The following is a 25975-nucleotide window of genomic DNA, read 5'->3' as shown; positions in this document are numbered from 1 at the left end:
TGATTGCACTCCGCCGGCACCGAGTCTAGGCTCGCCCGCGGCTGGTGATTGCATTTCGCAATCACATCGCTTCGAGGGCAGGAGTCCGTGCAATGTCCCGCGTGAGGGTCCACAACTTCTCCGTCTCCGTCGACGGATTCGCCACCGGTGAGGGGCAGAGCCTCGACGCCCCGTTCGGCCACGCCGGCGCGCGGCTCCACGAGTGGTTCTTCCCGACCAGTACCTTCCGGCGGATGCAGGACAAGCCGGACGGGAGCCGTGGGGCCGATGACGCCGTCGCCGGGACCTGGGACGCCGGCATCGGAGCGGAGATCATGGGCCGCAACAAGTTCGGCCCCCAGCGCGGACCGTGGGAGGACGACGACTGGGTCGGCTGGTGGGGGCCCAACCCGCCCTTCCACACCCCGGTGTTCGTCCTGACCCACCACCCGCGCCCCTCGGTGGAGATGGAGGGCGGCACCACGTTCCACTTCATCGACGCCACACCGCAGGAGGCGCTCCGTCAGGCGCGGGACGCCGCGGGCGGCCTGGACGTGCGGATCGGCGGCGGCCCGACCACGGTCCGCGAGTTCCTCGCCGAAGACCTCGTCGACCATCTGCACATCGCCGTCGTCCCGATCGTCCTGGGCCGGGGCGAGCGCCTGTGGGACGGACTCGAAGGGCTTGAGCAGCGCTTCCGGGTCGAGTCCGTGACGACCCCCAGCGGCATCACCCACATGACCTTCACCCGGCCCTGACGCCCGCCCCGCCTTCGTCTTCGCCTCTGTCTTCGCTTTTGCCTTCGCCTTTCTTCAGGCCGTCTGTCTGGAGCCGGTGTCCAGTTCCTTGCGCAGGACCGTGCACGGGCGGTTGGCCTCGCGGTCGCGGCGGTGGGCGAGGGGGCGGTAGCCGAGGGCGGTCCAGAAGGCGAGGGCCGGGTGGTTGCCGTCCAGGACGGCGAGGCGTACGGCGGTGCGGCCGGCCGCGCGGAAGCGGTCCTCGACGAGGGAGGCGAGGCGGCGGCCGTGGCCCCGGCGGCGGGTCGCCGCGTCCACCATCAGCAGGCCGATCCACGGATCGGGGTCGGCCGGGTCGGGGTGGTGGTCCAGGGTGATCGCGACGCCGACCAGGGCGCCCTCGCTGCGGGCCAGCAGCACCTGTGCGCCGGGGTGGGCCAGTTCGTCGGCGAGCGCGGTGGCGACCTGCTCCGGGCGGACGTCGTCCGGGTCGGGGAAGTCACCGCTCAGGGCGTGGAAGTCGCGCTGCGAGGCGTAGAGCGCGGTGAGTTCGGTCAGCAGCTCGCCCGGCAGAGCGTGGTCGGGGGAGAGCGCGAGAGGTTCGATGATCACAGGGGGAACCTACGCGCGGGCCGCGCCGTGAGCGCGCCGGAGCCCGGACCGCCGTCGCGGATCCGGGCTCCGGGCCTGGCGTGGCGGCGGGTCAGACGCTCACGCCGAAGTCCTGCGCGATGCCCACGAGGCCCGAGGCGTAGCCCTGGCCGACGGCGCGGAACTTCCACTCCGCGCCGTTGCGGTACAGCTCGCCGAAGACCATGGCGGTCTCGGTGGCGGCGTCCTCCGACAGGTCGTAGCGGGCGATCTCGGCGCCGCCGGCCTGGTTGATGATGCGGATGTACGCGTTGCGGACCTGGCCGAAGTTCTGGCCGCGGTTCTCGGCGTCGTAGATGGAGACCGGGAAGACGATCTTGTCGATGTCGGCCGGGAGACCGGCCAGGTTGACGTTGATCGCCTCGTCGTCGCCCTCGCCCTCGCCGGTGCGGTTGTCACCGGTGTGGACGATGGTGTTGTCCGGGGTCTGCTTGTTGTTGAAGAAGACGAAGTGGCCGTCGGAGTAGACCTTGCCCTGGGTGTTGACCGCGATCGCGGAGGCGTCGAGGTCGAAGTCCGTGCCGGTGGTGGTGCGGACGTCCCAGCCGAGGCCCACGGTGACGGCGGTCAGGCCCGGAGCTTCCTTGGTGAGCGAGACATTGCCGCCCTTGGAGAGGCTTACAGCCATTGTGGGGAGTCCCTTCCCTCGTTGCGTGTGCGGACGAAGCTACCGCCACCCCTAGGAACGCCGAGAGGGTCCCCATGGTTCCTGACGCCTTTACCTTTTTTACCAAGGCGGGTTCGAACGCCCGGACAGCCCCGAACAGCCCCGGACAGCCCGGACCGGCACCACCGGCACCATCGGTGCCGAAATTCCGGTGACGTGACCCGGACACGCGAGGGACCATGGAGGACATGTCCGGTCCCCATGTCATCCGCGGCTCCGTCGTGCTCCCCGAGGCCGAGCTGGTCTGGCGCTTCTCGCGGTCCTCGGGGCCCGGCGGCCAGCACGTCAACACCTCCGACAGCCAGGTCGAGCTGCGCTTCGACCTGGCGAACACCGAGGCGCTGCCCGAGGTGTGGAAGGAGCGCGCCCTGCACCGGCTGACCGGCCGCCTCGTCGACGGCTTCGTCACCGTCCGCGCCTCCGAGCACCGCTCCCAGTGGCGCAACCGCGAGACCGCCGCCGTACGCCTCGCCGCGCTCCTCGCCGAGGCGACCGCGCCCCCGCCCAAGCCCCGCAGGCCCACCCGCATCCCCCGCGGCATCAACGAGCGGCGGCTGCGCGAGAAGAAGCAGCGCTCGGAGACGAAGCGGGGCCGCACGGGCCGCGACTGGGGGTAGGCGGCGGCCACACCGGTCGCGGGCGCGGGCGTGGTCGCTGTCGCGGTCATGTGCCCGCGGGCGCGCTCATGCCCCGGCCGGGACCGCCGCCAGGCCGAGCACGCCCACCGTCTGGCCCCCGCTCGTCTCCCCGTTCGTACGGAAGCCGAGCCCGAGGTAGAAGCGCTCCGGGCCGTCCGGACCCGGGTGCCAGGACACGTACATCTCCCTCTCGCCCCGGCGGCGGAGCTCCGCCGCCACGGCGCCGACGGCGAACCTGCCGTAGCCGCGGCCCTGCTCGCCGGCCGCGATGTTCAGCCGCCACAGCCCCGAGCGCGTTTCGCTGCCGTCCTGGTGCCAGTCGATGCCGAGGAAGGCCATCAGGAAGCCCACGGGGCGCCCGCCGTCGGCGATCAGGCGCGGCCAGGCGACGCCCGGCCACGCGTACGCCTCGGCGAGGGACTTCACGACCGGCGCGACCGCGTACTCCTGGTCGGGGCGGACCCGGATGCCGAGCGCGGCGTCCAGGTTCGCCGGGGTGATCTCTTCGAGGCGGGGCGCTGAGGCGGTGCCGGGACCGGGGCCGGGGCCGGGGTTCGTCATGCGCGCACCGTAGGGCGCGTCCGCCGCCCGGCCACCGGATTACGGCCGGGTCCGAGGGCCGCGGGCCGAGGGAGAGCCGAGGGAGACAGGGGCGGGCCGGGGGGCCACCGCCCCCGGGGATCCCGCTCAGCCCAGCTGCCGGTACCGCCCCCGGAAGTACAGCAGCGGGCCGTCGTCGGCGCCCGGGAGGCGGGCCGTCAGGACGCGGCCGACGACCAGGGTGTGGTCGCCCGCCGGGACCCGCTGCTCGGTGCGCAGCTCCAGGGTGGCCAGCGCGTCGTCCACCAGCGGGGCGCCGGACACCTCGCCGCGCGTGTGGGGGACGTCCGCGAAGAGCAGGCGGTCGCTGATGCGGCCCTTCATCGCGAAGCGGCCCGCGATGTGCCGCTGGTTCCCGGTCAGCACGGACACCGCCCACAGCGGCTGTTCCGCGAGCAGGTCGTCCATGCGGGAGCCGGTGCGCAGGCTGACCAGGGCCAGCGGCGGGTCCAGGGACACCGAGAGGAACGCCGTCGCGGTCATGCCCACGTCCTCGCCGACCGGCGCCAGCGGGTCCTCCGCGTCGAGCGGCGGCTCCTGCGCGGTCACCAGGACCACGCCCGCGGCCAGCCGGGACATCGCGGCACGGAACTCGTCGTCGGTCACCCCCTCAGCATGCCCGGGAACGGCCGGGGCGAGGGCGGAGGACGGGGCGGAGGAAGTGTTCAGCACACATCAACGCTAATGACCGGCCCGCGCCGCCCGCATCGGGCCATGGCCCGAGCCCGGACCTAGGTCCACGGACCCAGCGGGCAGCCGTCGCTCCCCGCAGCCGTCGAACCCCCGCAGCCGTCGTCGAACCCCCGCGACATCATCGGAACCAGTGATTCCGACCCGTTCGGCGGCCGTCTCGTGCATCATGTCCGCACACGAGAGAGTTTGCGTTCCGTCAACGCTTGGGAAAAAAGCAGAAACTCTACCCAATTGTTCATGTTCGCCTGTGACTTGAGTCACAAGCAGCGTGAATTGTTGACCCTGTGTACCGAGTGGGCTTCACGCTGTGATTCAGTGGCGTAGACCGCACGCACGATACGCCGAAGAAGACCCTTTGATTCACTGCGAGGTCTCGGGGGGAGGGCGAGCATGGAGACCGAGTCGGAGCCGTACGTCCGCCTTGCGACCCTGCGGCAGCTGCACCAGGTCATGGCGGACATGAACACCGCGCGCAGTCTGGCCGACACGCTCCAGACCGTGGCCGACGGCGTCGTGACCGGCCTCGGGTACGAACTGGCGTGCGTCAACCTCGTACGCCCCGACGGCGACCTCGTCGTCGCCGCCTTCTCCGGGAACCCCGCCGCCGAGGCCCTGATCACCGGCCGGGTCGGCTCCCGCGCCTCCTGGGAGCGCCGGCTGACCATGGGCGAGACCTGGGGCGACCTGGTCTTCATCTCGCACACCGAGGGCTGGGTCCTCGACGACGACGACGTCCCGCAGTGGTACACGGACGGGCCCGCTCCCCGCTTCGAGGACGAGTGGCACCCCTCCGACCGGCTCTTCGCCCCGATGTACTCGCCCGGCGCACCCGGCGGCTCCCCGGGCGAGCTGCTCGGCGTGCTCTCCGTGGACCGCCCGCGCAACGGCCGCCGCCCCGGCGCCTGGGGCCGCGAGGCGCTCCAGGTGTACGCGTTCCAGGCGGCCATCGCGATCAGCAACGCCCGGCTGCGCGCGAACATGCAGCGCGCCCTGGTGCGCCTGGAGCGCGAGCAGCAGGCCCTGCGCGCCAGCGAGGAGAGCTTCCGGCAGGCCTTCGAGTACGCGCCCTCCGGCATGGCCATCGCCGAGATGGGCGGCGACCAGCACGGCCGGATCCTGCGCACCAACGACGCCCTGTGCCGGCTGCTGGGCCGCCCCGCCTCCGCGATGCGCCGCTACTCCTTCTCCGACCTCGTCCACCCCGAGGACATAGGCACCCTGCTGCGCACCTCCGCCGAGGGCGGCCGGGCCGAGCTGCGCCTGGGCCGCCGCGACGGCAGCTACGTCTGGGTCTCCCTGCGCAACTCGGTGGTCGCCGACGCTGCCGACGGGCCCCGCTTCCTGCTCACCCACGTCGAGGACATCGAGGAGCGCAAGCGCCGCGAGCTGCACCTCGCCCACCGCGCCTCCCACGACTCCCTGACCGGCCTGCCCAACAGCGCCGAACTGCGCTCCCGGCTCGCCGCCCGCCTGTGCCGCCGCCCGCAGTCGGCGCACGCCGAGGAACTCGCCTCGCTGGACGCGGCCTACGGCCACCCGGTCCACCCGGCGGGCGACGGCGGCCATGACCACGGCTTCGACTTCGACTCCGGCCCGCAGCCCTACGACGGCTACGACCACCATGTGCACACCATCGCCCCCGAGGGCGACCGGGACGACGGCACCAAGGGGCTCGCGGTCCTCTTCTGCGACCTGGACGGCTTCAAGTCGATCAACGACCGCTTCGGGCACAACGCGGGCGACGCCGTCCTCATCGAGGTGGCCCGGCGGCTGTCGGGCGGCGTCCGCGACGGCGACACGGTGGCCCGGCTCGGCGGCGACGAGTTCGTGATCCTCGCCGACGGCCTCGGCCGCGCCGACGCCCAGGACCTCGCCGTACGGCTGCGCAACGAGATCATCCAGCCCATCCGCGCCGAGGGCCGGGCCGTCCGGGTCGGCGCCAGCTTCGGCATCGGCTGGGCCCATTGCGGGATGACGGCGGACGAAGTGCTGAAGTCCGCCGACGAGCGGATGTACGTCGAGAAACGATCTCGTCCCAAACAACATCGCCGCGCCGGTTGATCCGCAGGTCAGCGCGTTGATGCGGGGTGAGTCACCCGTTCGGGCCCACGGGAGCGGGTAGGCTCGCCATCCTCACGACGTACCGCATCCGACCCGCACCTGTTGAGGAGACCTAGGGATGACGCCCGGCGACAACGGCCCGAGCACGCCCGAGGACGACGACCCGTTCGGCTACCTGTACGCCGACGGTCAGGCCAACGGAGCCCAGCCGCCCTCCGGCGGTTACGGCTACCCGGGCTCGGTCAACCGGGTCCGCGCCGTCGGCCAGCGTCAGTACGGCCAGCAGCCCCAGCAGACGCAGCAGGCCCCCACGGCGGCCTACGGCCAGGCTCCTCAGCAGCAGGGCGCGTACGGCCGGCCGAGCGCCCACTACGCGGCCCCGGAGACCCTGCCCGGCGGCCAGCAGCCGCCCCGGCAGCCCGCCCAGGGCGGCCCCGGCGGCGGTGGCCGGCGCGGGCCCAACACCAAGGGACTGCTGATCGGCGCCGTCGTGGTGGTCGCCGCCGTGGTCATAGGCATCACCTTCGCCATGCTCAACGACAAGGACGACACCAAGGACGGCGCCACGGGCGGCACCACGGCCCCGCCGGCCACCCAGAGCGCCCCGCCCAGCCCCTCGTCGAACAGCACCGTGGCCCCCGACGGCGAACTCCCCAAGATCGACGCGAAGGCCCTGCTCCTGACGGGTACCTCCACGGCGTCCGAGGTCGAGGGAGCGAAGGCGGACGGCGGAATCTACGTCACCGGCTTCAACCACGTCGGTGCGAAGGTCACCTGGTCCGTGAACGGCATCCAGAAGACCGGCACGTACCGGCTGTACGTGCGATACGGCATCCCGGGCGTGGATGCCAATGCCACGTTGGTGGTCAACGGCAAGTCCAGCTCGCAGACGTTGAACATGAAGAACTTCGGCAAGCTGCCGGAGGGCGACTGGAAGAACGACTGGCAGACCACCTGGGCCAACGTGAACCTGAACAAGGGCACCAACACGATCGAGATCGCCTGCAACGACGGCAATCAGTGCAACGCCAACCTGGATCAGATGCATCTCACCGGCGAGAACGGCTGACCCTCACGCCGAACCGCCCTCGCCGCTGACCTCCACCTGCTCCAGCAGCTCCCGGTAGGCGGCCCGGTCGAAGTCGCCCGCCGTGGGGGACAGGACCGTCGCGGCGGAGAGGGCGACCGCGCGGGCGAGGCGGTCCGGCCAGGGGAGGTTCTCCACCAGGCCGGAGAGCAGGCCGGCGACGGCCGAGTCGCCCGCGCCGGTCGGGTTGCCGTGCACACGGGCGGGCGGGGCGGCCCGCCACATGCCGTCCGGGGTGCGGGCGAGCAGGCCCTCGGCGCCCAGGGAGGCGATGACCGTGCGGGCGCCGCGCCTGCGGGCGTCCTGGGTGGCGCGCAGCGGCTCGTGGGAGCCGGTCAGCTCGGCCAGTTCGTCGGCGTTGGGCTTGATGATGTCGGGACGGGCGGCCAGCCCGCGCCGCAGCGCCTCGCCGCTGGTGTCCAGCAGCACCGGCACGTCCGCCGCGCGGGCCGCGCGCACCAGGACGGCGTAGGCGCCCACCGGCAGTCCGGGCGGCAGGCTGCCGCACAGCGCCACCGCCGCCACGCCGGACAGCATGTCCTCGTAGGCGTCCTGGAAGGCCGCCCACTCGGCGGCGGTGACCAGCGGGCCCGGCTCGTTGAGCTGGGTGGTGTCGCCGGTGTGCTCGTCCACCACCGCGACGGTGCGCCGGGTCGCGCCGGCCACCGGGACCAGCGCGTCCGTCACACCGGGCTCGTCCGCGAGCCGGGTGCGCACCTCGTCGCCGGTGGCGCCGCCCGAGAAGCCGGTGACGGTCACCCGGTGGCCGAGGGCCGCCAGGACGCGGGCCACGTTGATGCCCTTGCCGCCGGGCCGCTCGGTCACCTCCGACACCCGGTGCGAGCCGTGGGGCCGCAGGGACGGCACCCGGTAGGTGATGTCGAGAGCGGTGTTCAGCGTGACCGTGAGGATCATGTGGCTGGCCTCCGCGAGCGCATACACCTGCCTTCCAGTTACAAGCCACGATCATGCCAAATGGCGGGGGCCGATGCAGCCCCCGCATCCGGACTGGGCGTTTTAGCTGGGTATGTCAGGCTACCCAGCAGGTGGTGGAATTTGAGAGGTCCGAGCCTACGGCTCTGGCTACTTGAATGCCGGCGTTGAAAATTCCGTGAGCACTGTCCTGTGCCGTAGTGTCGACAGTGACAGTGGTGTTGGCGCCGACGTTATTGGCGTGCCAAGACCAGTACCTGATTGTGCCGGTTCCCGTTTTCGTGAGGTAACGGACCCGCGCATTGTGACCGTCGGCGAGTGTGTCCGTGATCTCGATATGCACTGCGTGCTTGCCGGCGGGGCCTTCGTCGGTTAACTGAACGTCCTTCAGGAACCCGCGCGCGCCCGTGGTGGAACATCCAGCGTACTCGGGGTCTGATGCGGCTTGGGCAGTGCTCGGAATCGCGACGGCGATCAGGAGTGCAACGGATCCGGCTCCCGCAGTCCGGGCCATGAGGCTGCAGATTCTATTCATAATCGTAAATTTACGCTTATGCTTTACGGTGAACAATCGCTGCGCCTCATTTGGCCTGAAAGTCATATCCTTGGGCTTGAATTGATTATCTCAGTTGGGGATCGACCACCCACTCGCCGCGCCGCATCACGCCCTTGAGGACGAAGTCCTCGTCGAGCAGGACGAGGTCGGCGTCCTTGCCGGGTTCCAGGGAGCCGACGCGGTCGTCGACGCCGAGCAGCCGGGCCGGGTTGGCGGACAGCGCGGCCACCACGTCCTCGACGGGCAGCCCGTCGACGGTGACCGCGCGCCGGAACGCCCGGTCCAGGGTGAGCGTCGAACCGGCGATGGAGCCGCCCTCCACCAGACGGGCGACGCCGTCGGTGACGTCGACCTCCAGCGGGCCGAGCAGATAGCGGCCGTCGCCGGACCCGGCGGCGTCCATGGCGTCGGTGATGAGGGCGACCCGGGCCGCACCGGCGTGGTGGAAGGCGAGTTCCAGGGCGGCGGGGTGCAGATGGACGCCGTCGTTGATCAGCTCGACGGTGACCCGCTCGTCCTCCAGCAGGGCGGCGATCGGGCCGGGCGCGCGGTGGCCGAGCGTCGGCATCGCGTTGAACAGGTGGGTGGCGACGGTGGCCCCGGCGTCGATCGCCTCCACGGTCTGCTCGTAGGTGGCGTCGGTGTGCCCGATGGCCGCGATCACCCCGCGCTCGGCGAGCAGCCGTACGGAGTCCAGGCCGCCGGGCAGTTCGGCGGCCAGGGTGACCATCTTGGCCTGGCCGCGGGCCGCGTCGACCAGCCTGCGCACGTCGGCCGGGTCCGGGTGGCGCAGCAGGGCCTCGGAGTGGGCGCCCTTGCGGCACGGGGAGATGAAGGGGCCCTCGAAGTGGATTCCCGCGATCTCGCCCTGCTCGGCCAGTTCGGACAGCAGTCCGGCCTGCTTGGTGAGGATGCCCATGTCGTCGGTGACGGTGGAGGCGACGACGGTGGTGGTGCCGTGCGCCCGGTGGGTGCGTACGGCGGTCATGACGTCGTCGGCGGAGCCGGAGAAGGCCGCGCCGCCGCCGCCGTGGTTGTGGAGGTCGACGAAGCCGGGGACCAGCCAGTGCCCGCTGACATCGACGGTCGGGGTGTTCTCCGGTGCGGTCCCGGCGATCCGCGTGCCGTCGACGATCACCCGGCCGCCGTCCGCGATCCCGGTGGGCAGCACCACCCGGGCGCCGTCGAGAACCTTGCTGGGGGCCATCTGGTGGCTACCTCCGGGGAGTCGTGGAAGAGGAAGAGTGCGGTGCGGCCGCGGCGGACGTGCCGCCGAGGAGGTCCCAGGCGAGCAGGCCCGCGCCGAGGCAGCCGGCGGTGTCGCCGAGGGCCGCGGGGACGATGGCGGGCAGTTTCTGGAAGGTGACCCGGCGGCGTACGGCCTCGCGCAGCGGGGCGAAGAGCGTCTCCCCGGCCTCGGCGAGCCCGCCGCCGATGATCAGGGTGCGCGGGTCCAGCAGGGTGAGCGCGGTGACCAGGCCGTCGGCGAGGGCGTCCACGGCCTCCTGCCACACCGCGCCGGCCCGGGGGTCGCCGGACCGCACGGCCTTGGCGCAGTCGGCCGCGTCCGCGTCCGGGTCGCCGCACGCCTCGGCCCAGGCCAGGCTGACCGCGGAGGCGGACGCGTACCGCTCCAGGCAGCCGCGCTGGCCGCAGGGGCACTCGGTGCCGCCGGGCCGGACGACGATGTGCCCGATCTCGCCGGCGAAGCCGTGCGCTCCGGCCTCGACCCGGCCGTCGATGCCGATGGCGCCCGCGATGCCGGTGCCCAGCGGGACGAACAGATAGCGGTCGGCGCCCTTGCCCGCGCCGATCCGGCCCTCGGCGAGTCCGCCGGTGCGTACGTCGTGGCCGAGGGCGACGGGCAGGCCGAGGCGCCGGCCGAGCAGGTCGCGCAGGGGGACGTCGCGCCAGCCGAGGTTGGCGGCGTAGGCGGCGACGCCCTCGTCCTCGTCGACGATGCCGGGGACGGCGACACCGGCCGCCGCGGCCGGCTCGCCGAAGCGCTCGGCGCCGTGGGCGCGCAGTTCGGCGGCGAAGCCGAGGATGCCCTCGACGACGGCGTCGGGGCCGCGCTCGCGGCCGGTGGGCCGACGCGCCTGGTGGAGCAGCCCGCCGTTCTCGTCGACCAGTGCGGCCTTCATCCCGGTGCCGCCCACATCGAGCGCGATGACGTGTCTCACAGATGACAGTGTGGCCCTTTGACCCGCGAGAGGTCTAGTCCACTCACGTGGTGTAGACCTATCGTGTCCGCATGGTGAACACGAGACGGTTGGGGCGGGAACACAGTGCAGCGGCGTAGAGCAGGAATGATCGCGGCAGTGTCCGCACTGGGCATGACCTCGGTCCTCGGCGGCTGCGGGAGCACGGGCTCCTCCGACGTCACGCTCAAACTGGTCGCCGCCGACTACGGCGACTCCCCGGCCGACAACTCCCAGAAGTACTGGGACAAGCTCGCCCGAGCATACGAGTCCCAGCACTCCGGCGTGAAGATCGACGTCAAGGTCTATTCGTGGACCGACGTCGACCGCAAGGTCAAGGAGATGGTCGACGCCGGTGACCCGCCGGACCTGGCCCAGATCGGCGCGTACGCCGACTACGCCGCCCAGGACCGCCTCTACAAGGCCGACGACCTGCTCTCCATAGCCGTGCAGGCCGACTTCCTCGACCAGCTCTCCGACGCGGGCCAGGTGCGCCACCTCCAGTACGGCATCCCGTTCGCCGCCTCCACCCGGGTGCTCTTCTACAACAAGACCCTCTTCGACCAGGCGCACCTCACCCCGCCCAAGACGTGGGACGACCTCGCCGCGGACGCCGAGGCGCTGAAGGCCAAGGGCGTGAAGTACCCCTACGCGCTGCCGCTCGGCCCCGAGGAGGCGCAGGCCGAGACCATGCAGTGGCTGCTCAGCGGCGGCGCCGGGTACACCGACGACATCGGTACGTACACCATCAACTCCCCGCAGAACGCCGAGACCTTCACCTGGCTGCGCGATGAGCTGGTCGGAAAGGGGCTCACCGGCCCCGTCGCACCCGGCAAGCTCAACCGCGCGAACGCCTTCGACGCCTTCGCCAAGGGCCAGGTCGGCATGCTCAACGGCCACCCCACGCTGATGAAGAAGGCCGCCAAGGCGGGCGTGAAGTTCGGCATGGTGCCGGTGCCGGGCAAGAACGGCACGCCCAAGGCCACCATGGGCGTCACCGACTGGATGATGGCCTTCAAGAAGGGCGGCCACAAGAAGCAGATCGGCGAGTTCCTCGACTACGTCTACAGCGAGAAGAACGTCCTCGACTTCTCCCGCGGGTACGACCTGCTGCCCGTCACCACCTCCGCCTCCGAGGCGATGGCCGACGCGCCGCAGGACAAGAACCTGTGGCCCTTCCTCCAGGAACTGTCGCTGGCCCAGCTCTACCCGGCGGGCAAGACCTCCTGGGCCCAGGTCAGCGCCGAGGTCAAGAAGCGCATCGGCGGCACGGTGGCCCCCGGCGGTGACCCCACCGGCGTGCTCAACCAGCTCCAGACCGCGGCCTCGGAGGCGGAGGCCAAGGAGAACGCGCGCTGAGCCCGGCCGCCCGGCACCGCGCCGCCCGGCACCGCGCCGCCCGGCGCCGTGCCGCGGCGGCTGTCGGTGGCGGCGGTTACGGTGCCCCTATGGACGCGGACGACGAACCGGGCGGCGGACCGGAGCAGGCACCCGGGCGGCACCTCGCGCGCCGGGAGCGGGACATCCTCGCCCTGGAGCGCCGGGGCTTCACCGGGCCGGGCCTGAAGGAACGCGCGATCCGCGAGGAGCTGGGCCTCTCCCCGGTCCGCTACTACCAGCTGCTCAACGCGCTGCTCGACGACCTGCGCGCGCTGGAGCACGACCCGGTGACGGTCAACCGGCTGCGCCGGGTGCGCGACGCCCGCCGGTCCGAGCGCTGAGACCCGGCGCCGCCGAGGAGTGGGCCGCGCCGTGTGTGGATAGGTTCGGCACATGGGCCACGACACGGACTCGACCGACCCCGTTCCCGCCGCACCCGCGCTGCCCGAGCCCGCCACACAGGCCGGGCGGGACGGGCTGGCCGCGCTGCTGGCACGGCCCGAGCGCGCGGTGATCGCGCTCGACTTCGACGGCACCCTGGCGCCGATCGTGCCCGACCCGGACCGGGCCAGGGCGCACCCCGGGGCGCTCCCGGCGCTCGCCGCGCTCGCCCCCGAGGTGGCCGCCGTGGTCGTGGTCACCGGCCGCCCCGCCGGGGTCGCCGTGCGCAACGGCGGCTTCGCCGGTGTCCCCGGCCTCGACCACCTCGTCGTCCTCGGCCACTACGGCGCCGAACGCTGGGACGCGGCCACCGGGGAGGTGACCGCCCCGGACCCGCATCCCGGGGTCGCCGCCGTCCGGGCCGAGCTGCCCGGCTTCCTCGACCGGATCGGCGCCTGGCAGGGCACCTGGATCGAGGAGAAGGGCCGCTCCCTGGCCGTGCACACCCGCCGCGCCGAGGACCCGCAGGCCGCGTTCGAGGCGCTGCGCGGCCCGCTCGCCGGTCTCGCGGCCCGCCACGGACTGATCGTCGAGCCGGGCCGCATGGTCCTCGAACTGCGCCCGCCGGGCATGGACAAGGGCGTCGCCCTGCTGGAGCACGTCCGCGCCCTGGGCGCCGGCTCCGTGCTCTACGCCGGTGACGACCTCGGCGACCTGCCCGCCTTCACCGCCGTCGACAAGCTGCGCTCCGACGGTCTGCCGGGCGTCCTGGTGTGCAGCGGCAGCGCCGAGGTCACCGAACTCTCCTCACGGGCCGACCTGGTGGTGCCGGGCCCGGAGGGAGTGGTGCGCCTGCTGGCCGCCCTGGCGGCCCGTATGTGAGCGGCGGGCGGACGCGGGCTCAGCCCGCGTCCAGCTCCCTCAGCTGGTCCAGGAACCACCGGGCCGGAGGCAGGGCGGTCGCCGCGGCGGCCAGCCGCCCGGAGCGCTCGGTCCGCTCCGCCACCGGCATGGTGAGCGCCGTGTGCAGGGCCTCGGCGGTGCCGACGACGTCGTACGGGTTCACCGTCACCGCGTCCGGTCCCAGCTCGGCCCAGGCGCCCGCCTCCCGCGACAGGACCAGCGCGCACCCGGCGTCGGAGACGACCGGCACCTCCTTGGCGACCAGGTTCATGCCGTCGCGGATGGGGTTGACCAGCGCCACGTCGGCGATCCGGTACGCCGCGAGCGAGCGGGCGAAGTCGTCCTCGACGTGCAGCAGCACCGGCCGCCACCCGGGCGTGCCGTACCGCTCGTCGATCTCCTCGGCCAGCCGCCGCACCTCGGCCGTGTACTCCCGGTAGACGGCGAGATCCTGGCGCGAGGGGTAGGCGAAGGCGACGTGCACCACCCGCTCGCGCCACTCGGGGCGCTCTTCCAGCAGGTGCCGGTAGGCCAGCAGCCCGCGGACGATGTTCTTGGACAGCTCGGTGCGGTCCACCCGGACGACCGTCCGGCGGGGGCCGCCGTCCGGGGCCGTGCCGATCTCCTCGCGCAGCAGCGCCATCCGCTCCTTGACGTCGGCGCGGTGGGCGCGCTCGCGCAGGAACTCCGCGTCCGCGCCGAGCCCGTGCACCCCGAGCCGGGTGCCGCCGAGCCCGCCCGTCAGGGCCTCGCAGCACTGGGCGAAGGCGTCCGCCCACCGCTGTGTGAGGAAGCCGAGCCGGTCCGCGCCCAGCATGCCGCGCAGCACCTGGCGGGCGATGTCGTCGGGGAGCATCCGGAAGTAGTCCACCGGCGCCCACGGGGTGTGCGAGAAGTGCCCGATGCGCAGATCCGGCCGGAAGTCGCGCAGCATGCCCGGCACCAGCGTCAGGTGGTAGTCCTGCACCACCACGGCCGCGCCCTCGGCGGCCTCCTCCGCCAGCGCCTCGGCGAAGGCGCGGTTGTACGCCTCGTACGACGCCCACTGCCGCCGGAACTCCGCGTCGAAGACGGGCTCCAGCGGGGTCTGGTAGAGCATGTGGTGGACGAACCACAGCACCGAGTTGGCGATGCCGTTGTAGGCGTCGGAGAAGACGTCCGGGGCGATGTCGAGCATCCGGACCCGCTGGCCGCCGGTGTCCTCGGCGGGCAGCCTGCGCCCGTCCTCGTAGCGCCGTACGGCCTCGCGGTCGGCGTCGCCGAGCGCGGCGCACACCCACACCGCGCCCGCGTCCGGGCCGATCGCGGACAGACCGGAGACGAGTCCGCCGCCGCCGCGTCTCGCGTGCAGCGAACCGTCCTCGCCCAGCTCGTACGAAACGGGTCCGCGATTGGACGCGACCAGCACCTCGGCACCGTGCGTTGCAGCCATGGTCCTCAACCTAGCCCGGCCCCCGATCGCTCAAACGTGCGCGGCGGCGGGCCGGTGCGGATTTCGCCGCCCGCCGACTTGTAAAGGAACTGTGAAGACCCGGAAGATGTGCGGTGCATGTCAGTGATCTCCGTCCCGTGCCGTGCGCGGGACGGTCTGTGAGGGGTGGGGTTCCATGCGACTTCTGCGCGTGCGCCGGATCGCCGGCACCGCGGCGCTGCTCGCCGCCGGTGTGCTGGCGCTGGCCGGCTGCGACGACGACTCCGGGACGGGGGCGGCGCACCCGGCACCGGCCACGGCCGCCGCGGCGGCCACCAGCGCCGCCCCGGAGCCGTCCGGGGAACCGGCGACGGAGCCGGCGAGCCCGCGGCCCGCCGCGTCCGCCACTCCGGCCCCGGCCGCCACCCTGCGCGACTACACCGGTTCCGGCGTCGGCACGGCCGTCGCCGCGGCGCGGGCGAGCGGCCTGCGCTACGCCGTCCACCTCCAGGGCACCGGCCGGAGCGCCTCCTCCTGGGGCGCCGCCGAGAAGGTCTGCGAGCAGCGCGCCGACGGCGGCGCCGTGACGTTCACCGTGGCGCGCGACGGCCGCGACTGCGCCGGTGAGCTGCTGCACACCCCGGCCCCGGCGAAGACCGCCTCCGGCGGCGGCAGCGGCGGCACGAGCGGTGGCGGCACGACCGGCGGCAGCGGCGGCGGGAACAGCGGCGGCGGCAGCAAGGCGTGCGCCCTCACCAGCCCGGCCGGCAACTGCTACGCCGACGGCCAGTTCTGCGCCGCGCGGCACCACGGCATGAGCACCTACGGCAAGGGCGGCGAGTACCTGACCTGCGCGCAGGACGGCGCGGGCCGCTGGCGCTGGTCCGACGGCGTGGCCGGCTGACGGGACCGGGCCCGGCGCGGCGGCGGGCCGCCGGTCAGGCGACCCGCCGGGCCGCGTACTCCGCGATCTCGCTCATCGGCGGCCGTTCCTCGGTGTCGACGGAGTACGTGCGCGGCTCGAAGCCGTCCGCGCCGCGCTCGAACTGCGTGAGCGAGGGGCGCACCAGATGGCCGCGGGCCAGCCGGAGCTGGGCGGTGCGGTAGATCGCGGCGGACATCCGGCCGAGCGCCTGCCCGTCCTGGTGGCGGTGGAGGCGCTCACCGACGTCGACCTGGGCCAGCGCGTCCAGGCCGACCAGGTGCAGCGCGTCCACGAGCATGCCCAGCTCGACGCCGTAGCCGACCGGGAACGGCAGCTGTTCGAGCAGGGAGCGGCGGGCCGCGTACTCGCCGCCCAGCGGCTGCACAAAACCGGCCAGCTGCGGCCAGTGCATGTTCAGCAGCGGCCGGGCCATCAGCTCGGTGACCCGGCCGCCCTGCCCGGCGGCGGTGCCCAGCGGCCGGTCGTACATGGCCTTGACCAGCTGGACGCCGGGGTCGGTCAGCAGCGGGCCGACGATCCCGGTGACGAAGTCGGCGGAGAACTCGCGCAGATCGGCGTCGACGAAGCAGACGACGTCCCCGCGGGTCACCAGCAGCGAGCGCCACAGCACCTCGCCCTTGCCGGGCACGGCGGGGATGCGCGGCAGGATGGTGTCGCGGTGCACCACCCGCGCGCCCGCCGCGGCGGCCACCCGCGAGGTACGGTCGGTGGAGCCCGAGTCGACCACGACGAGTTCGTCGACCAGCGGCACCCGCGTCATCAGCTCGCGGCGGATCACGGCGACGATGTCCCCGACCGTCTCCTCCTCGTTCAGCGCGGGCAGCACCACGCTGACCGTGGCGCCGCTCGCGCGTTTGGCGGCCAGGACGCCGGGGAGCGGCCGGTCGGCGACGGACCAGGAACGTGTCCTCAGCCAGCGCTCGACTTCTTCCAGCACGGTCGGTGGCTCCTCACTCCTGCGCGGCTCGCTGCGGCCTGCGGTACGGACCGGATCACATCATCGTGTGATCTGTCTCGCGGTTCGGACGACGGTCTCTCGCTGTCCTGGCCGTCGGTTACAGTCTTGAACAACGCGGACGACCGTCGCATGCCGGGGTCGCCGCGACCCACAATCGAATACCGCTCATCCAGAGGGGCAGAGGGACACGGCCCGATGAAGCCCCGGCAACCCTCCAGCCGGTCTCGTACCGATCGCCGTCGCGCGGTCGCCACCGCGAGGCTCCCGGCTCGGGAAGGTGCCAATTCCGTCTCACGGCGAGATGCGTCGTGGGGAAGATGAGGAGAAAGGGCCTCGCCTCCATGGCTGTGCAGACAGTTGCCACCAGCACCGACTCCACCGTCGACCTCGGCCCCGCCGCGGCGCTCAGCTGCCGCGAGTGCGGTCACCGCGTGCCGCTCGGCCCGGTCTTCGCCTGCGAGGAGTGTTTCGGCCCGCTGGAGATCGCCTACGACTTCTCGGGCTACGACACCGAGGAACTGCGCGGGCGGATCGAAGCGGGCCCCGCGAACATCTGGCGCTACGCCCCGCTGCTGCCCGTCCCCGCCGACGTGGCCGGCAAGCCGAACATCAACCCCGGCTGGACCAAGCTGGTCCAGGCCGACCGCCTCGCCGCCGAACTCGGCGTCGACCCCGGCAAGCTGTTCGTCAAGGACGACTCCGGCAACCCGACGCACTCCTTCAAGGACCGCGTCGTCGCCCAGGCGCTGGAGGCCGCCCGCGCCTTCGGCTTCACCACCCTGTCCTGCTCCTCCACCGGCAACCTGGCCGGTGCCGTCGGCGCCGCCGCCGCCCGCGCCGGACTGCGCTCCTGCGTGTTCATCCCGCACGACCTGGAGCAGGGCAAGGTCGTCATGGCCGCGATCTACGGCGGCGAACTCGTCGGCATCGAGGGCAACTACGACGATGTGAACCGCTTCTGCTCCGAGCTGATCGGCGACCCGGCCGGCGAGGGCTGGGGCTTCGTCAACGTCAACCTGCGGCCGTACTACGCCGAGGGCTCCAAGACGCTGGCGTACGAGATCTGTGAGCAGCTCGGCTGGCGGCTGCCCGACCAGATCGTCGTCCCGATCGCCTCCGGCTCCCAGCTCACCAAGGTCGACAAGGGCCTGCGCGAGCTGATCGCGCTCGGCCTGGTCGAGGACAAGCCGTACAAGATCTTCGGCGCCCAGGCCGAGGGCTGCTCGCCGGTCTCCACCGCCTTCAAGGCCGGACACGACGTGGTGCGCCCGCAGAAGCCGGACACCATCGCCAAGTCCCTCGCCATCGGCAACCCGGCCGACGGCCCCTACGTCCTGGACATCGCGCGCCGCACCGGCGGCGCGGTGGAGGACGTGACGGACGAGCAGGTCGTCGACGCGATCAAGCTGCTGGCCCGCACCGAGGGCATCTTCGCGGAGACCGCGGGCGGGGTGACGGTCGGCGTCACCAGGAAGCTCGTCGAGAGCGGTCTGCTCGACCCGTCGAAGACCACCGTCGTGCTCAACACCGGCGACGGCCTCAAGACCCTCGACGCGGTGGCCGGCACCGGTCTGACCGCCACCATCCGCCCCACCCTGGACTCCTTCCGAGAGGCTGGCCTCGCATGAGCGTGACCGTTCGCATCCCCACCATCCTGCGCACCTACACCGGCGGGCGGGCCGAGGTGAGCGCCGACGGCGCCACCCTCGCCGAGGTCATCTCCGACCTGGAGAAGAACCACACGGGCATCGCCGCGCGCGTCCTGGACGACCAGGGCAAGCTGCGCCGCTTCGTCAACGTCTACGTCAACGACGACGACGTCCGTTTCGAGCAGGGCCTGGAGACGGCCACCCCGGACGGCGCGGGCGTCTCGATCATCCCGGCGGTCGCCGGCGGCTGATCATTACCGTCGGTAATGACGGTGATCGGAGTATCCGGTGAATTGCCCCCTCCGCGGGAGAAGCGGAGGGGGCAATTCCATGTGATTGAGCGCGGTAGAGTTGGGGAAGGCGCCCCGGATCTCCCGGTCGAGCGCCCCTTGATTTCTGCCGCCCGCCGATGAGAAACAGCCAAAATCCGCGGGTATTTTGCGGCTTTTGCGGTGTTTATGGGGCCCGACTTGCCCGGGGTTCGGCTGAATTCGCGTCACATTCCGGACCGCTCCCGCCCGGATTTCTCGTCCGATTGACCTGTTGCAGACGGCAGTTGGACAGATACATTCAGCCGCGGTCGACGCGTTCCGGCGCACGCCCCCGATTCACGGGCGGTGAGGTCTGACCCGGATCCGCGAAGTGCGGATCTGTGCAAGGGCCAGTAATAGGGGAGTTAGGCATGGCTCAGGGCACCGTCAAGTGGTTCAACGCGGAGAAGGGGTACGGCTTCATCGCGGTCGACGGTGGTGCGGACGTCTTCGTCCACTACAGCGCGATCCAGATGGACGGCTACCGCACGCTGGAAGAGGGCCAGCGGGTCGAGTTCGAGATCTCGCAGGGTCAGAAGGGCCCGCAGGCCGACATGGTTCGCGTCACCGCCTGAACGTACGTCACGCGAAGGGCCCACACCTTGCCGGGTGTGGGCCCTTCGTCCTGCCCGCCGGGCCCCGCCCCCTCCCCTCTGTTCGCCTCCGGCTGATCCCGGCCGGTCGAGGCGCGCTCCCCGCCAGAGGCGCTTGCACTCGACCATGCCGAGTGCTAATCATTGGCGTTAGCACTCTGAAGGTGAGAGTGACAACGAGGACCGGGTCGGTGAGGCCCGCAGGCCGGGTGGGGCAAGGAACCACGAGGCCGGCGAGCCGTCCGTCGCGGGCGCGGGCGCGGTCCGAAGGAATCACCCCCAGTCCTGGAGGGACCACTTCACATGGCCAAGATCATCGCGTTCGACGAGGAGGCACGGCGCGGCCTCGAGCGCGGCATGAACCAGCTCGCGGACGCCGTCAAGGTGACGCTCGGCCCCAAGGGTCGCAACGTCGTCCTCGAGAAGAAGTGGGGCGCCCCCACGATCACCAACGATGGTGTCTCCATCGCCAAGGAGATCGAGCTCGAGGACCCGTACGAGAAGATCGGCGCCGAGCTGGTCAAGGAAGTCGCCAAGAAGACGGACGACGTCGCCGGTGACGGTACGACCACCGCGACCGTGCTGGCCCAGGCCCTGGTCCGCGAGGGCCTGCGCAACGTGGCCGCCGGTGCCAACCCGATGGCCCTGAAGCGCGGTATCGAGAAGGCCGTCGAGGCCGTCTCCGCCGCCCTGCTCGACCAGGCCAAGGAGGTCGAGACCAAGGAGCAGATCGCCTCCACCGCCTCCATCTCCGCCGCCGACACCCAGATCGGCGAGCTGATCGCCGAGGCCATGGACAAGGTCGGCAAGGAAGGCGTCATCACCGTCGAGGAGTCGCAGACCTTCGGGCTCGAGCTTGAGCTCACCGAGGGCATGCGCTTCGACAAGGGCTACATCTCCGCCTACTTCGCGACCGACATGGAGCGCATGGAGGCGGTGCTGGAGGACCCGTACATCCTCATCGCCAACTCCAAGATCTCCTCGGTCAAGGACCTGCTCCCGCTCCTGGAGAAGGTCATGCAGTCGGGCAAGCCGCTGCTGATCATCGCCGAGGACGTCGAGGGCGAGGCCCTGTCGACCCTGGTCGTCAACAAGATCCGCGGCACCTTCAAGTCCGTCGCCGTCAAGGCCCCGGGCTTCGGCGACCGCCGCAAGGCCATGCTCGGCGACATCGCCATCCTCACCGGCGGCGAGGTCATCTCCGAGGAGGTCGGCCTCAAGCTGGAGAACGCCACCCTCGACCTGCTGGGCAAGGCCCGCAAGGTGGTCATCACCAAGGACGAGACCACCATCGTCGACGGCGCCGGCTCCTCCGAGCAGGTCGGCGGCCGGGTCAACCAGATCCGCGCCGAGATCGAGAACAGCGACTCGGACTACGACCGCGAGAAGCTCCAGGAGCGCCTGGCCAAGCTCGCGGGCGGCGTGGCGGTCATCAAGGCCGGTGCCGCCACCGAGGTGGAGCTGAAGGAGCGCAAGCACCGCATCGAGGACGCGGTGCGCAACGCCAAGGCGGCCGTCGAGGAGGGCATCGTCGCCGGTGGTGGCGTGGCCCTGCTCCAGGCCTCCCAGGTGTTCGAGAAGCTGGAGCTGGAGGGCGACGAGGCCACCGGTGCCGCCGCCGTCAAGCTGGCCCTGGAAGCCCCGCTGAAGCAGATCGCCGTCAACGCCGGCCTCGAGGGCGGTGTCGTGGTGGAGAAGGTGCGCAACCTGACCCCGGGCCACGGCCTGAACGCCGCGACCGGCGAGTACGTCGACCTGGTCGGCGAGGGCATCATCGACCCGGCGAAGGTGACGCGCTCCGCGCTCCAGAACGCCGCGTCGATCGCCGCGCTGTTCCTCACCACCGAGGCCGTCATCGCCGACAAGCCGGAGAAGGCCGCCGCGGCCGCTCCGGGCGGCATGCCGGGCGGTGACATGGACTTCTGATCCGCCCGCGGATCAGCCCGTCCCTGCCGAGGGCGGCACTCCCTGGAAACAGGGGGTGCCGCCCTCGGGCGTTTCCGGGGCGGCCGCCCGGAGCCGGGACTCGTCGGCCGCCGCCGGTCGCAGTCGGCCGCAGCCGGTCCCTGTGTCCTTCGGCGTGTCCTTCGGTGTGTTCTTCGGTGTGTCCTTCGACGGCGTCCCCGCTCAGCTCCTGCGCTCGCCCAGGACGCAGAACTCGTTGCCCTCCGGGTCGAGGAGGGTGACCCACTGCTGCCCGTCCTGCGCGGTGTCGGCGCGCCGGGCGCCGAGGGAGAGCAGCCGCGCGACCTCGGCCTCCTGGTCGTCGGGGCGGAAGTCGGGGTGCAGCCTGTTCTTCGCCGTCTTGCCCTCGGGGACAGGCACGAAGAGGAGGCCCGGCATCCGGTCCGGCTCGGGGCGGATCTCGATGACCTCCTCGGACTCGTCGACCACGACCCAGCCGAGGGCCCCGGCCCACCAGCGCCCGAGAGCGACGGGGTCGGCGGAGTCGACGATGATCTGTTCCCATTCCAGTGCCATGGGCCTGAGCATAGGCAGACCGGCGAACCACTGCGCAGAGCCTCCGGCCGTCACCCATCCCATTTAGCTTGCTTAAGTCAATCAAGTCGAATTATGGTTGCTTGAGTCAAGTACCCCTGCCCTCCCGGAGACCTCTTCCATGTCCGACGCACCCGCCCGGCCCACCGCTGCCGGGGCCCTGCCCAGACCCAACGCCATCGTGGCCGTCCTGGCCTTCGGCGGCATCGTGGTCTCGCTGATGCAGACCCTGGTGATCCCGATCGTCTCGGAGCTGCCGAAGCTGCTGCACGCCTCCGCGTCGGACGCCGCGTGGGTCGTCACCGCCACGCTGCTCGCCGCGGCCATCGCGACCCCTGTCATGGGCCGCCTCGGCGACATGTACGGCAAGCGCCGCATGCTGCTGCTCAGCCTCGTCATGCTGGTGATCGGCTCGGTCGTCGCCGCGCTCAGCGACTCCCTTGCCCCGATGGTCGTCGGCCGTGCCCTCCAGGGCCTCGCCTCCGGGGTGATCCCGCTCGGCATCAGCATCATGCGCGACGAACTGCCCGCCGAGCGGCTCGGCTCGGCGACCGCGATGATGAGCGCCTCGCTCGGTGTGGGCGGCGCCCTCGGGCTGCCCGCCGCCGCGGTCATCGCCGAGAACTTCGACTGGCACATGCTCTTCTGGGCCTCGGCGGTCCTGGGCGCCGTCGCGGCGGTCCTCGTGCTGCTGCTCGTACCGGAGTCGAAGGTGCGCTCCGGCGGCCGGTTCGACGCCGTGGGCGCCCTCGGCATGGCGGCGGGCCTGATGTGCCTGCTGCTCGCGGTCTCCAAGGGCGCCGACTGGGGCTGGGGCAGCGGCTCCACCCTGGGCCTGTTCGCCGCCGCCGTGGTGATCCTGCTCGCCTGGGGCGCCTTCGAACTGCGCGTCCAGGCACCGCTGGTGGACCTGCGCACCACGGCCCGCCGCCAGGTGCTGATGACCAACCTCTCCTCCATCGCGATCGGCTTCGCGATGTTCTCGATGTCCCTGGTCATCCCGCAGCTGCTCCAGCTGCCCTCGCAGACCGGCTACGGCCTCGGCAAGTCGCTGCTCGCCACCGGCCTGGTCATGGCGCCCTCCGGGCTGGTGATGATGGCGGTGGCCCCGTTCTCGGCGGCCCTGTCCCGGGCCCGCGGCGCCAAGGTGACCCTGATGACCGGCGCGCTGATCGTGGCCGCCGGATACCTGCTGAACATCGTCCTGATGGACCAGGTGTGGCACTTCGTGCTGGCGCCCTGCGTCATCAGCGCGGGCATCGGCTTCACCTACGGGGCGATGCCCACCCTCATCATGGGCGCCGTGCCCGCCTCCGAGACGGGCGCCGCCAACAGCCTCAACACGCTGATGCGGTCCATCGGCACCTCCACCGCCAGCGCGGTCGCCGGTGTGGTCCTCGCCCATCTGACCACCCGGTTCGGCCCCTACGCGCTGCCCTCGGAGAACGGCTTCCGTACCGTCCTCGCGCTGGGCGCGGGCGCCGCCCTGCTCGGCTTCGTCATCGCCGCCTTCATCCCGGGCCGGCGCATCGCCCCCACCCCGGGCGCTTCGGGTGCCCCGGGCGCGGCGGACCCGGCGGCGCGGGTCGCCGGTACCGGGGCGGCCGGACCGAAGGGCTAGCCAGGGCCTGCCCGGCCGACCGCCCCGGGGGCCCTCACAGGTTGCCCATCGGTTCGATGTCCACCCGCACCGGTGTCCCCCAGGTGCGCACCACCTCGTAGTCGGTGAACTCGTGCACCAGGCGGTAGGCCGCCGCCGCGTGCGGGCCGCGCCGCTGGGCCGCGACGAACAGCTCCGCCTCGCGCCGGTCCCGGCGCGGGGTGCCGCACAGCTGCCACTCCCGGCCGTTCCACAGCTCCGGCAGCCAGCGCTGCTGGGGCTGCGGGCGGTCCTCGCGGACGCCGTAGCGGGAGGAGGCGGTGCCCGAGCCCGGCCCGGAGGCGGGGCGCGAGCCGCCGTCGTACCGGTCGCGGCGGGCCGCGCGGCGGCGGGTCTCGCACAGCAGGCACAGGTCGGGGGCGTCCTCGTCGACCGGCCCGGTCGGATGCTCGGCGCACCGCGTCGAGGGCCGGTCCTGCGAGACGCTCTCCTCCAGCAGGTCCAGCGCCCGCCGCAGATCCGCCTTCACCTCGTGCAGCCGCGCGGCCGGGGTGTCGGAGGCCAGCTCCTCACCGTGCTCCCCGATCACCCGCAGGGCCCGTCCGAGAGCGGTGAGCTGTGCGTGGTTCATACCGGCCAGCGTCGCACACCTCACCGGTCCCGGACGGCGGCCCCCGGGACCTCAGCCCATGCTCTTCGCGCCGTCCAGGGCCTCGCGGACGATGTCGGCGTGCCCGGCGTGCTGCGCGGTCTCCGCGATGATGTGCAGCAGCACCCTGCGGGCCGACCAGCGCGCGTCGGACTCGAACCAGGGCGCCTTGGGCAGCGGGTGGTCGGCGTCCAGGCCGGGCAGCGACGCGACCAGCTCGTCGGTGCCGCGGGCCACCTCCGCGTACGCGGCCAGCACCCCGTCCAGGGTGTCCCCGGGCAGCATGCGGAACTCGTCGGCCCGCCGGGCGAAGTCCGCCTCCGTCAGCGCCGAGAAGTCGGGCATCGCGGAGGGGCCCTGCTCGATGAAGGCCGTCCAGCTGCGTTCGACCGCGGTGACGTGCTTGATCAGGCCGCCCAGGCACAGCTCGCTGACCGTGGTGCGCCGCCCGGCCTCCTCGTCGGTGAGGCCGCGGGCGGGGAAGGTCAGGAAGTGGCGCTGCTTGGCCAGCGCCGCCAGCAGATCCGCGCGCTCGCCGGTGACGGCCGCCCGGTCGGTGCGCACGGTCTCGTTCTGCGTGGTCTCGGTCATGGCCGGCCCTCCGTGGTGTCCTGTCCCGTGTTCCTTCGTACGTGCACCACGGTAGGAGCGATATAGGTCAGATCGAGTCCTAGATCGGCTCCGGGGCGCGGGTCGGGGCCGGGGCAGGCGGGAATGTGACGACAGGCCCTAGACCGCGGGGGCGCCGTGGCCGGTCTCCGGTCCGCGCGCGTCCGGGGCCGCCAGCGCGGCGCGCAGATGGCCGCCGGACTCCGTGAGCAGGCGGGCCGCCGTCGGTCCGTCGACCCCGGCGAGCAGCACCAGGATGGCGTCCTTCACCTCGCCGTCGGTGGCCGTCAGCGCCCGCTCGATCTCCTCGTCCGGCGCCCCGGTGGCCAGCGCCACGATGCGGCGCGAGCGGGCGCGCAGCTTCTCGTTGGAGGCGCGCACGTCGACCATCAGGTTCCCGTACGTCTTGCCCAGCCGGATCATGGTGATCGTCGACAGCATGTTCAGGACGAGCTTCTGCGCCGTGCCCGCCTTCAGCCGGGTCGAGCCGGTGAGGAGTTCGGGACCGGCCACGATCTCGATGCCGTGCTCGGCGGCGGCGGCCAGCGCGCTGTGCGCGTTGCAGGCCAGGCCGATCGTCAACGCGCCCCGCGCGCGGGCGTGTTCGACCGCTCCGATCGCGTACGGGGTCCGCCCGGAGGCGGAGATGCCGACCACCGTGTCGTCGGCGGTCAGGCCCAGGGCGTCCAGCGCCTCCACGGCCAGCTCCCTGGAGTCCTCCGCGCCCTCGACCGACGTCACCATCGCCTCACGGCCGCCCGCGATCAGCCCGACGACCTGGGCCGGGTCGGTGTTGAAGGTGGGCGGGCACTCGGAGGCGTCCAGCACCCCGAGCCGCCCGGCCGTGCCCGCGCCCGCGTAGATCAGCCGGCCGCCGCGCGCCATCCGCTCGGCCACCGCGTCGATCGCGGCGGCGATCTGCGGCAGCCGCTCGGCGACGGCGGCGGGCACGGCGGTGTCCTCGGCGTTCATCAGCCGGGCGATCTCCAGCGTGGGCAGCCGGTCGATCTCGGACAGCTCGGGACGGAACGCCTCGGTCGTCAGCGACTCCAGCTCGGCGCGCAGCCGGCCGTAGGGCGAGGGGGAGTGGGAGGTGGAGGTCATGAGGGGTGGCTCTCTCCGTGCGTGCGGTGCGGGTGCGGGTGCGGTGAGGGTGCGCCGGAGCGGCGGTGCGGGCGGTGCCGGTGGGCTCGGCGGTATGGACGGGGGTGGTGCCGTCCGGCCCGGCCGTGGGGCCGGTCCGGGCCGGACGCGCGGCCCGGAGGGGGCGGCCCGAAGCGGGC

Annotated in this window: 26 protein-coding genes and 1 riboswitch; of the genes, 13 read left to right on the top strand and 13 right to left on the bottom strand. The window is 72.3% G+C overall.

The features are described from left to right. The first annotated feature begins 92 nt into the window (after positions 1 to 92). The gene (locus tag ACWDYF_RS14235; protein ID WP_381737282.1) at positions 93 to 737 is read left to right on the top strand and encodes a dihydrofolate reductase family protein; all 645 of its coding nucleotides are present in this window, start codon (positions 93 to 95) and stop codon (positions 735 to 737) included. Positions 738 to 791: 54 nt separating this feature from the next. On the opposite strand, the gene ACWDYF_RS14230 is transcribed toward ACWDYF_RS14235, so the two are convergent. Beyond that, the gene (locus tag ACWDYF_RS14230; protein ID WP_389463158.1) at positions 792 to 1328 is read right to left on the bottom strand and encodes a GNAT family N-acetyltransferase; all 537 of its coding nucleotides are present in this window, start codon (positions 1326 to 1328) and stop codon (positions 792 to 794) included. A gap of 91 nt (positions 1329 to 1419) precedes the next feature. Beyond that, positions 1420 to 1995 carry a TerD family protein gene (locus ACWDYF_RS14225; RefSeq protein ID WP_018567033.1) on the bottom strand — a complete coding sequence of 192 codons (576 nt, stop codon included), beginning with the start codon at positions 1993 to 1995 and terminating at the stop codon, positions 1420 to 1422. Positions 1996 to 2222: 227 nt separating this feature from the next. Between ACWDYF_RS14225 and arfB the strand changes: the two genes are divergently transcribed. Then, entirely contained in the window at positions 2223 to 2651 is a 429-nt protein-coding gene (gene arfB, locus ACWDYF_RS14220; protein ID WP_389463156.1) for an alternative ribosome rescue aminoacyl-tRNA hydrolase ArfB, read from the top strand. Positions 2652 to 2717: 66 nt separating this feature from the next. Here arfB and ACWDYF_RS14215 read toward each other — a convergent pair whose 3' ends face one another. Beyond that, positions 2718 to 3233: a GNAT family N-acetyltransferase gene (locus tag ACWDYF_RS14215; protein WP_389463155.1), complete on the bottom strand. Its 516-nt coding sequence runs from the start codon at positions 3231 to 3233 to the stop codon at positions 2718 to 2720. 126 nt (positions 3234 to 3359) lie between these two features. Continuing rightward, complete coding sequence (locus ACWDYF_RS14210) at positions 3360 to 3944, bottom strand: flavin reductase family protein (RefSeq protein ID WP_381737288.1); 585 nt, start codon at positions 3942 to 3944, stop codon at positions 3360 to 3362. A 411-nt stretch (positions 3945 to 4355) separates the two neighbouring features. On the opposite strand from ACWDYF_RS14210, the gene cdgB reads away from it, so the two are divergent. Further along, on the top strand, positions 4356 to 6026 hold the full coding sequence (gene cdgB / locus ACWDYF_RS14205) for a diguanylate cyclase CdgB (RefSeq protein WP_018567037.1): 1671 nt from the start codon (positions 4356 to 4358) through the stop codon (positions 6024 to 6026). A gap of 118 nt (positions 6027 to 6144) precedes the next feature. Next, on the top strand, positions 6145 to 7095 hold the full coding sequence (locus ACWDYF_RS14200) for a CBM35 domain-containing protein (RefSeq protein ID WP_389463153.1): 951 nt from the start codon (positions 6145 to 6147) through the stop codon (positions 7093 to 7095). Positions 7096 to 7098: 3 nt separating this feature from the next. Here the strand turns inward: ACWDYF_RS14200 and ACWDYF_RS14195 are convergent, their stop codons facing one another. From ACWDYF_RS14195 to ACWDYF_RS14185, 3 genes are all read right to left on the bottom strand, one after another. Further along, complete coding sequence (locus ACWDYF_RS14195) at positions 7099 to 8028, bottom strand: 1-phosphofructokinase family hexose kinase (RefSeq protein WP_389463151.1); 930 nt, start codon at positions 8026 to 8028, stop codon at positions 7099 to 7101. Between the two features lie 638 nt (positions 8029 to 8666). Then, positions 8667 to 9809, bottom strand: coding sequence for an N-acetylglucosamine-6-phosphate deacetylase (nagA, locus tag ACWDYF_RS14190; protein ID WP_018567040.1), 1143 nt, complete (start codon positions 9807 to 9809; stop codon positions 8667 to 8669). A gap of 7 nt (positions 9810 to 9816) precedes the next feature. Beyond that, positions 9817 to 10785, bottom strand: a complete 969-nt coding sequence (locus tag ACWDYF_RS14185; protein ID WP_018567041.1) for an ROK family protein — start codon at positions 10783 to 10785, stop codon at positions 9817 to 9819. A gap of 105 nt (positions 10786 to 10890) precedes the next feature. Here ACWDYF_RS14185 and ACWDYF_RS14180 point away from each other — a divergent pair, with 105 nt between their 5' ends. The 3 genes from ACWDYF_RS14180 to otsB all read left to right on the top strand — a co-directional run bounded on the left by ACWDYF_RS14180 (position 10891) and on the right by otsB (position 13446). After that, complete coding sequence (locus ACWDYF_RS14180; protein ID WP_451584280.1) at positions 10891 to 12162, top strand: ABC transporter substrate-binding protein; 1272 nt, start codon at positions 10891 to 10893, stop codon at positions 12160 to 12162. An 89-nt stretch (positions 12163 to 12251) separates the two neighbouring features. After that, positions 12252 to 12524 (top strand): DUF3263 domain-containing protein, encoded by a 273-nt coding sequence (locus ACWDYF_RS14175; protein WP_381737299.1) that lies wholly within the window; start codon positions 12252 to 12254, stop codon positions 12522 to 12524. A 52-nt stretch (positions 12525 to 12576) separates the two neighbouring features. Next, the gene (gene otsB / locus ACWDYF_RS14170; protein WP_389463146.1) at positions 12577 to 13446 is read left to right on the top strand and encodes a trehalose-phosphatase; all 870 of its coding nucleotides are present in this window, start codon (positions 12577 to 12579) and stop codon (positions 13444 to 13446) included. A 19-nt stretch (positions 13447 to 13465) separates the two neighbouring features. On the opposite strand, the gene ACWDYF_RS14165 is transcribed toward otsB, so the two are convergent. Continuing rightward, entirely contained in the window at positions 13466 to 14899 is a 1434-nt protein-coding gene (locus ACWDYF_RS14165) for an alpha,alpha-trehalose-phosphate synthase (UDP-forming) (RefSeq protein WP_389463144.1), read from the bottom strand. A 175-nt stretch (positions 14900 to 15074) separates the two neighbouring features. Here ACWDYF_RS14165 and ACWDYF_RS14160 point away from each other — a divergent pair, with 175 nt between their 5' ends. Then, positions 15075 to 15782: a hypothetical protein gene (locus ACWDYF_RS14160; protein WP_389463142.1), complete on the top strand. Its 708-nt coding sequence runs from the start codon at positions 15075 to 15077 to the stop codon at positions 15780 to 15782. 34 nt (positions 15783 to 15816) lie between these two features. On the opposite strand, the gene ACWDYF_RS14155 is transcribed toward ACWDYF_RS14160, so the two are convergent. Further along, positions 15817 to 16761 carry a glucosyl-3-phosphoglycerate synthase gene (locus ACWDYF_RS14155; protein ID WP_018567047.1) on the bottom strand — a complete coding sequence of 315 codons (945 nt, stop codon included), beginning with the start codon at positions 16759 to 16761 and terminating at the stop codon, positions 15817 to 15819. Between the two features lie 183 nt (positions 16762 to 16944). Further along, a riboswitch (SAM riboswitch) is annotated at positions 16945 to 17106 on the top strand. A gap of 17 nt (positions 17107 to 17123) precedes the next feature. Here ACWDYF_RS14155 and thrC point away from each other — a divergent pair. From thrC to groL, 4 genes are all read left to right on the top strand, one after another. Next, positions 17124 to 18410 carry a threonine synthase gene (gene thrC / locus ACWDYF_RS14150; protein WP_037895596.1) on the top strand — a complete coding sequence of 429 codons (1287 nt, stop codon included), beginning with the start codon at positions 17124 to 17126 and terminating at the stop codon, positions 18408 to 18410. Continuing rightward, on the top strand, positions 18407 to 18682 hold the full coding sequence (locus ACWDYF_RS14145; RefSeq protein ID WP_018567049.1) for a MoaD/ThiS family protein: 276 nt from the start codon (positions 18407 to 18409) through the stop codon (positions 18680 to 18682). Before thrC ends, ACWDYF_RS14145 begins: the two co-directional genes overlap by 4 nt. A 431-nt stretch (positions 18683 to 19113) precedes the next feature. Next, positions 19114 to 19317 carry a cold-shock protein gene (locus tag ACWDYF_RS14140; protein ID WP_004986573.1) on the top strand — a complete coding sequence of 68 codons (204 nt, stop codon included), beginning with the start codon at positions 19114 to 19116 and terminating at the stop codon, positions 19315 to 19317. Positions 19318 to 19638: 321 nt separating this feature from the next. Continuing rightward, complete coding sequence (groL, locus tag ACWDYF_RS14135; protein ID WP_018567050.1) at positions 19639 to 21261, top strand: chaperonin GroEL; 1623 nt, start codon at positions 19639 to 19641, stop codon at positions 21259 to 21261. Between the two features lie 201 nt (positions 21262 to 21462). Here groL and ACWDYF_RS14130 read toward each other — a convergent pair whose 3' ends face one another. Next, positions 21463 to 21816 (bottom strand): VOC family protein, encoded by a 354-nt coding sequence (locus ACWDYF_RS14130; protein WP_381737308.1) that lies wholly within the window; start codon positions 21814 to 21816, stop codon positions 21463 to 21465. 139 nt (positions 21817 to 21955) lie between these two features. Between ACWDYF_RS14130 and ACWDYF_RS14125 the strand changes: the two genes are divergently transcribed. Further along, on the top strand, positions 21956 to 23455 hold the full coding sequence (locus ACWDYF_RS14125) for an MFS transporter (protein WP_389463139.1): 1500 nt from the start codon (positions 21956 to 21958) through the stop codon (positions 23453 to 23455). 34 nt (positions 23456 to 23489) lie between these two features. Here the strand turns inward: ACWDYF_RS14125 and ACWDYF_RS14120 are convergent, their stop codons facing one another. The 3 genes from ACWDYF_RS14120 to murQ all read right to left on the bottom strand — a co-directional run bounded on the left by ACWDYF_RS14120 (position 23490) and on the right by murQ (position 25796). Then, on the bottom strand, positions 23490 to 24065 hold the full coding sequence (locus tag ACWDYF_RS14120) for a hypothetical protein (RefSeq protein WP_018567053.1): 576 nt from the start codon (positions 24063 to 24065) through the stop codon (positions 23490 to 23492). Positions 24066 to 24116: 51 nt separating this feature from the next. Next, entirely contained in the window at positions 24117 to 24674 is a 558-nt protein-coding gene (locus ACWDYF_RS14115) for a DinB family protein (protein ID WP_389463137.1), read from the bottom strand. Positions 24675 to 24812: 138 nt separating this feature from the next. Then, a complete protein-coding gene (gene murQ, locus ACWDYF_RS14110; protein WP_389463135.1) occupies positions 24813 to 25796 on the bottom strand; it encodes an N-acetylmuramic acid 6-phosphate etherase in 984 nt (327 codons plus the stop codon). Between the last annotated feature and the right edge of the window lie 179 nt (positions 25797 to 25975).

It is taken from the genome of Streptomyces sp. NPDC003284 (assembly GCF_053589675.1).
This window is presented reverse-complemented; position numbering and strand designations above follow the sequence as displayed.

Excerpts from the sequence above, each read along its gene's own strand:
- ACWDYF_RS14235 (WP_381737282.1), top strand. The coding sequence starts at position 93 with ATGTCCCGCGTGAGGGTCCACAACTTCTCCGTCTCCGTCGACGGATTC.
- ACWDYF_RS14225 (WP_018567033.1), bottom strand. The coding sequence starts at position 1,995 with ATGGCTGTAAGCCTCTCCAAGGGCGGCAATGTCTCGCTCACCAAGGAA.
- arfB (WP_389463156.1), top strand. The coding sequence starts at position 2,223 with ATGTCCGGTCCCCATGTCATCCGCGGCTCCGTCGTGCTCCCCGAGGCC.
- ACWDYF_RS14215 (WP_389463155.1), bottom strand. The coding sequence starts at position 3,233 with ATGACGAACCCCGGCCCCGGCCCCGGTCCCGGCACCGCCTCAGCGCCC.
- cdgB (WP_018567037.1), top strand. The coding sequence starts at position 4,356 with ATGGAGACCGAGTCGGAGCCGTACGTCCGCCTTGCGACCCTGCGGCAG.
- ACWDYF_RS14200 (WP_389463153.1), top strand. The coding sequence starts at position 6,145 with ATGACGCCCGGCGACAACGGCCCGAGCACGCCCGAGGACGACGACCCG.
- ACWDYF_RS14195 (WP_389463151.1), bottom strand. The coding sequence starts at position 8,028 with ATGATCCTCACGGTCACGCTGAACACCGCTCTCGACATCACCTACCGG.
- nagA (WP_018567040.1), bottom strand. The coding sequence starts at position 9,809 with ATGGCCCCCAGCAAGGTTCTCGACGGCGCCCGGGTGGTGCTGCCCACC.
- ACWDYF_RS14175 (WP_381737299.1), top strand. The coding sequence starts at position 12,252 with ATGGACGCGGACGACGAACCGGGCGGCGGACCGGAGCAGGCACCCGGG.
- otsB (WP_389463146.1), top strand. The coding sequence starts at position 12,577 with ATGGGCCACGACACGGACTCGACCGACCCCGTTCCCGCCGCACCCGCG.
- ACWDYF_RS14165 (WP_389463144.1), bottom strand. The coding sequence starts at position 14,899 with ATGGCTGCAACGCACGGTGCCGAGGTGCTGGTCGCGTCCAATCGCGGA.
- ACWDYF_RS14160 (WP_389463142.1), top strand. The coding sequence starts at position 15,075 with ATGCGACTTCTGCGCGTGCGCCGGATCGCCGGCACCGCGGCGCTGCTC.
- thrC (WP_037895596.1), top strand. The coding sequence starts at position 17,124 with ATGGCTGTGCAGACAGTTGCCACCAGCACCGACTCCACCGTCGACCTC.
- ACWDYF_RS14145 (WP_018567049.1), top strand. The coding sequence starts at position 18,407 with ATGAGCGTGACCGTTCGCATCCCCACCATCCTGCGCACCTACACCGGC.
- ACWDYF_RS14140 (WP_004986573.1), top strand. The coding sequence starts at position 19,114 with ATGGCTCAGGGCACCGTCAAGTGGTTCAACGCGGAGAAGGGGTACGGC.
- groL (WP_018567050.1), top strand. The coding sequence starts at position 19,639 with ATGGCCAAGATCATCGCGTTCGACGAGGAGGCACGGCGCGGCCTCGAG.
- ACWDYF_RS14130 (WP_381737308.1), bottom strand. The coding sequence starts at position 21,816 with ATGGCACTGGAATGGGAACAGATCATCGTCGACTCCGCCGACCCCGTC.
- ACWDYF_RS14125 (WP_389463139.1), top strand. The coding sequence starts at position 21,956 with ATGTCCGACGCACCCGCCCGGCCCACCGCTGCCGGGGCCCTGCCCAGA.
- ACWDYF_RS14120 (WP_018567053.1), bottom strand. The coding sequence starts at position 24,065 with ATGAACCACGCACAGCTCACCGCTCTCGGACGGGCCCTGCGGGTGATC.
- ACWDYF_RS14115 (WP_389463137.1), bottom strand. The coding sequence starts at position 24,674 with ATGACCGAGACCACGCAGAACGAGACCGTGCGCACCGACCGGGCGGCC.
- murQ (WP_389463135.1), bottom strand. The coding sequence starts at position 25,796 with ATGACCTCCACCTCCCACTCCCCCTCGCCCTACGGCCGGCTGCGCGCC.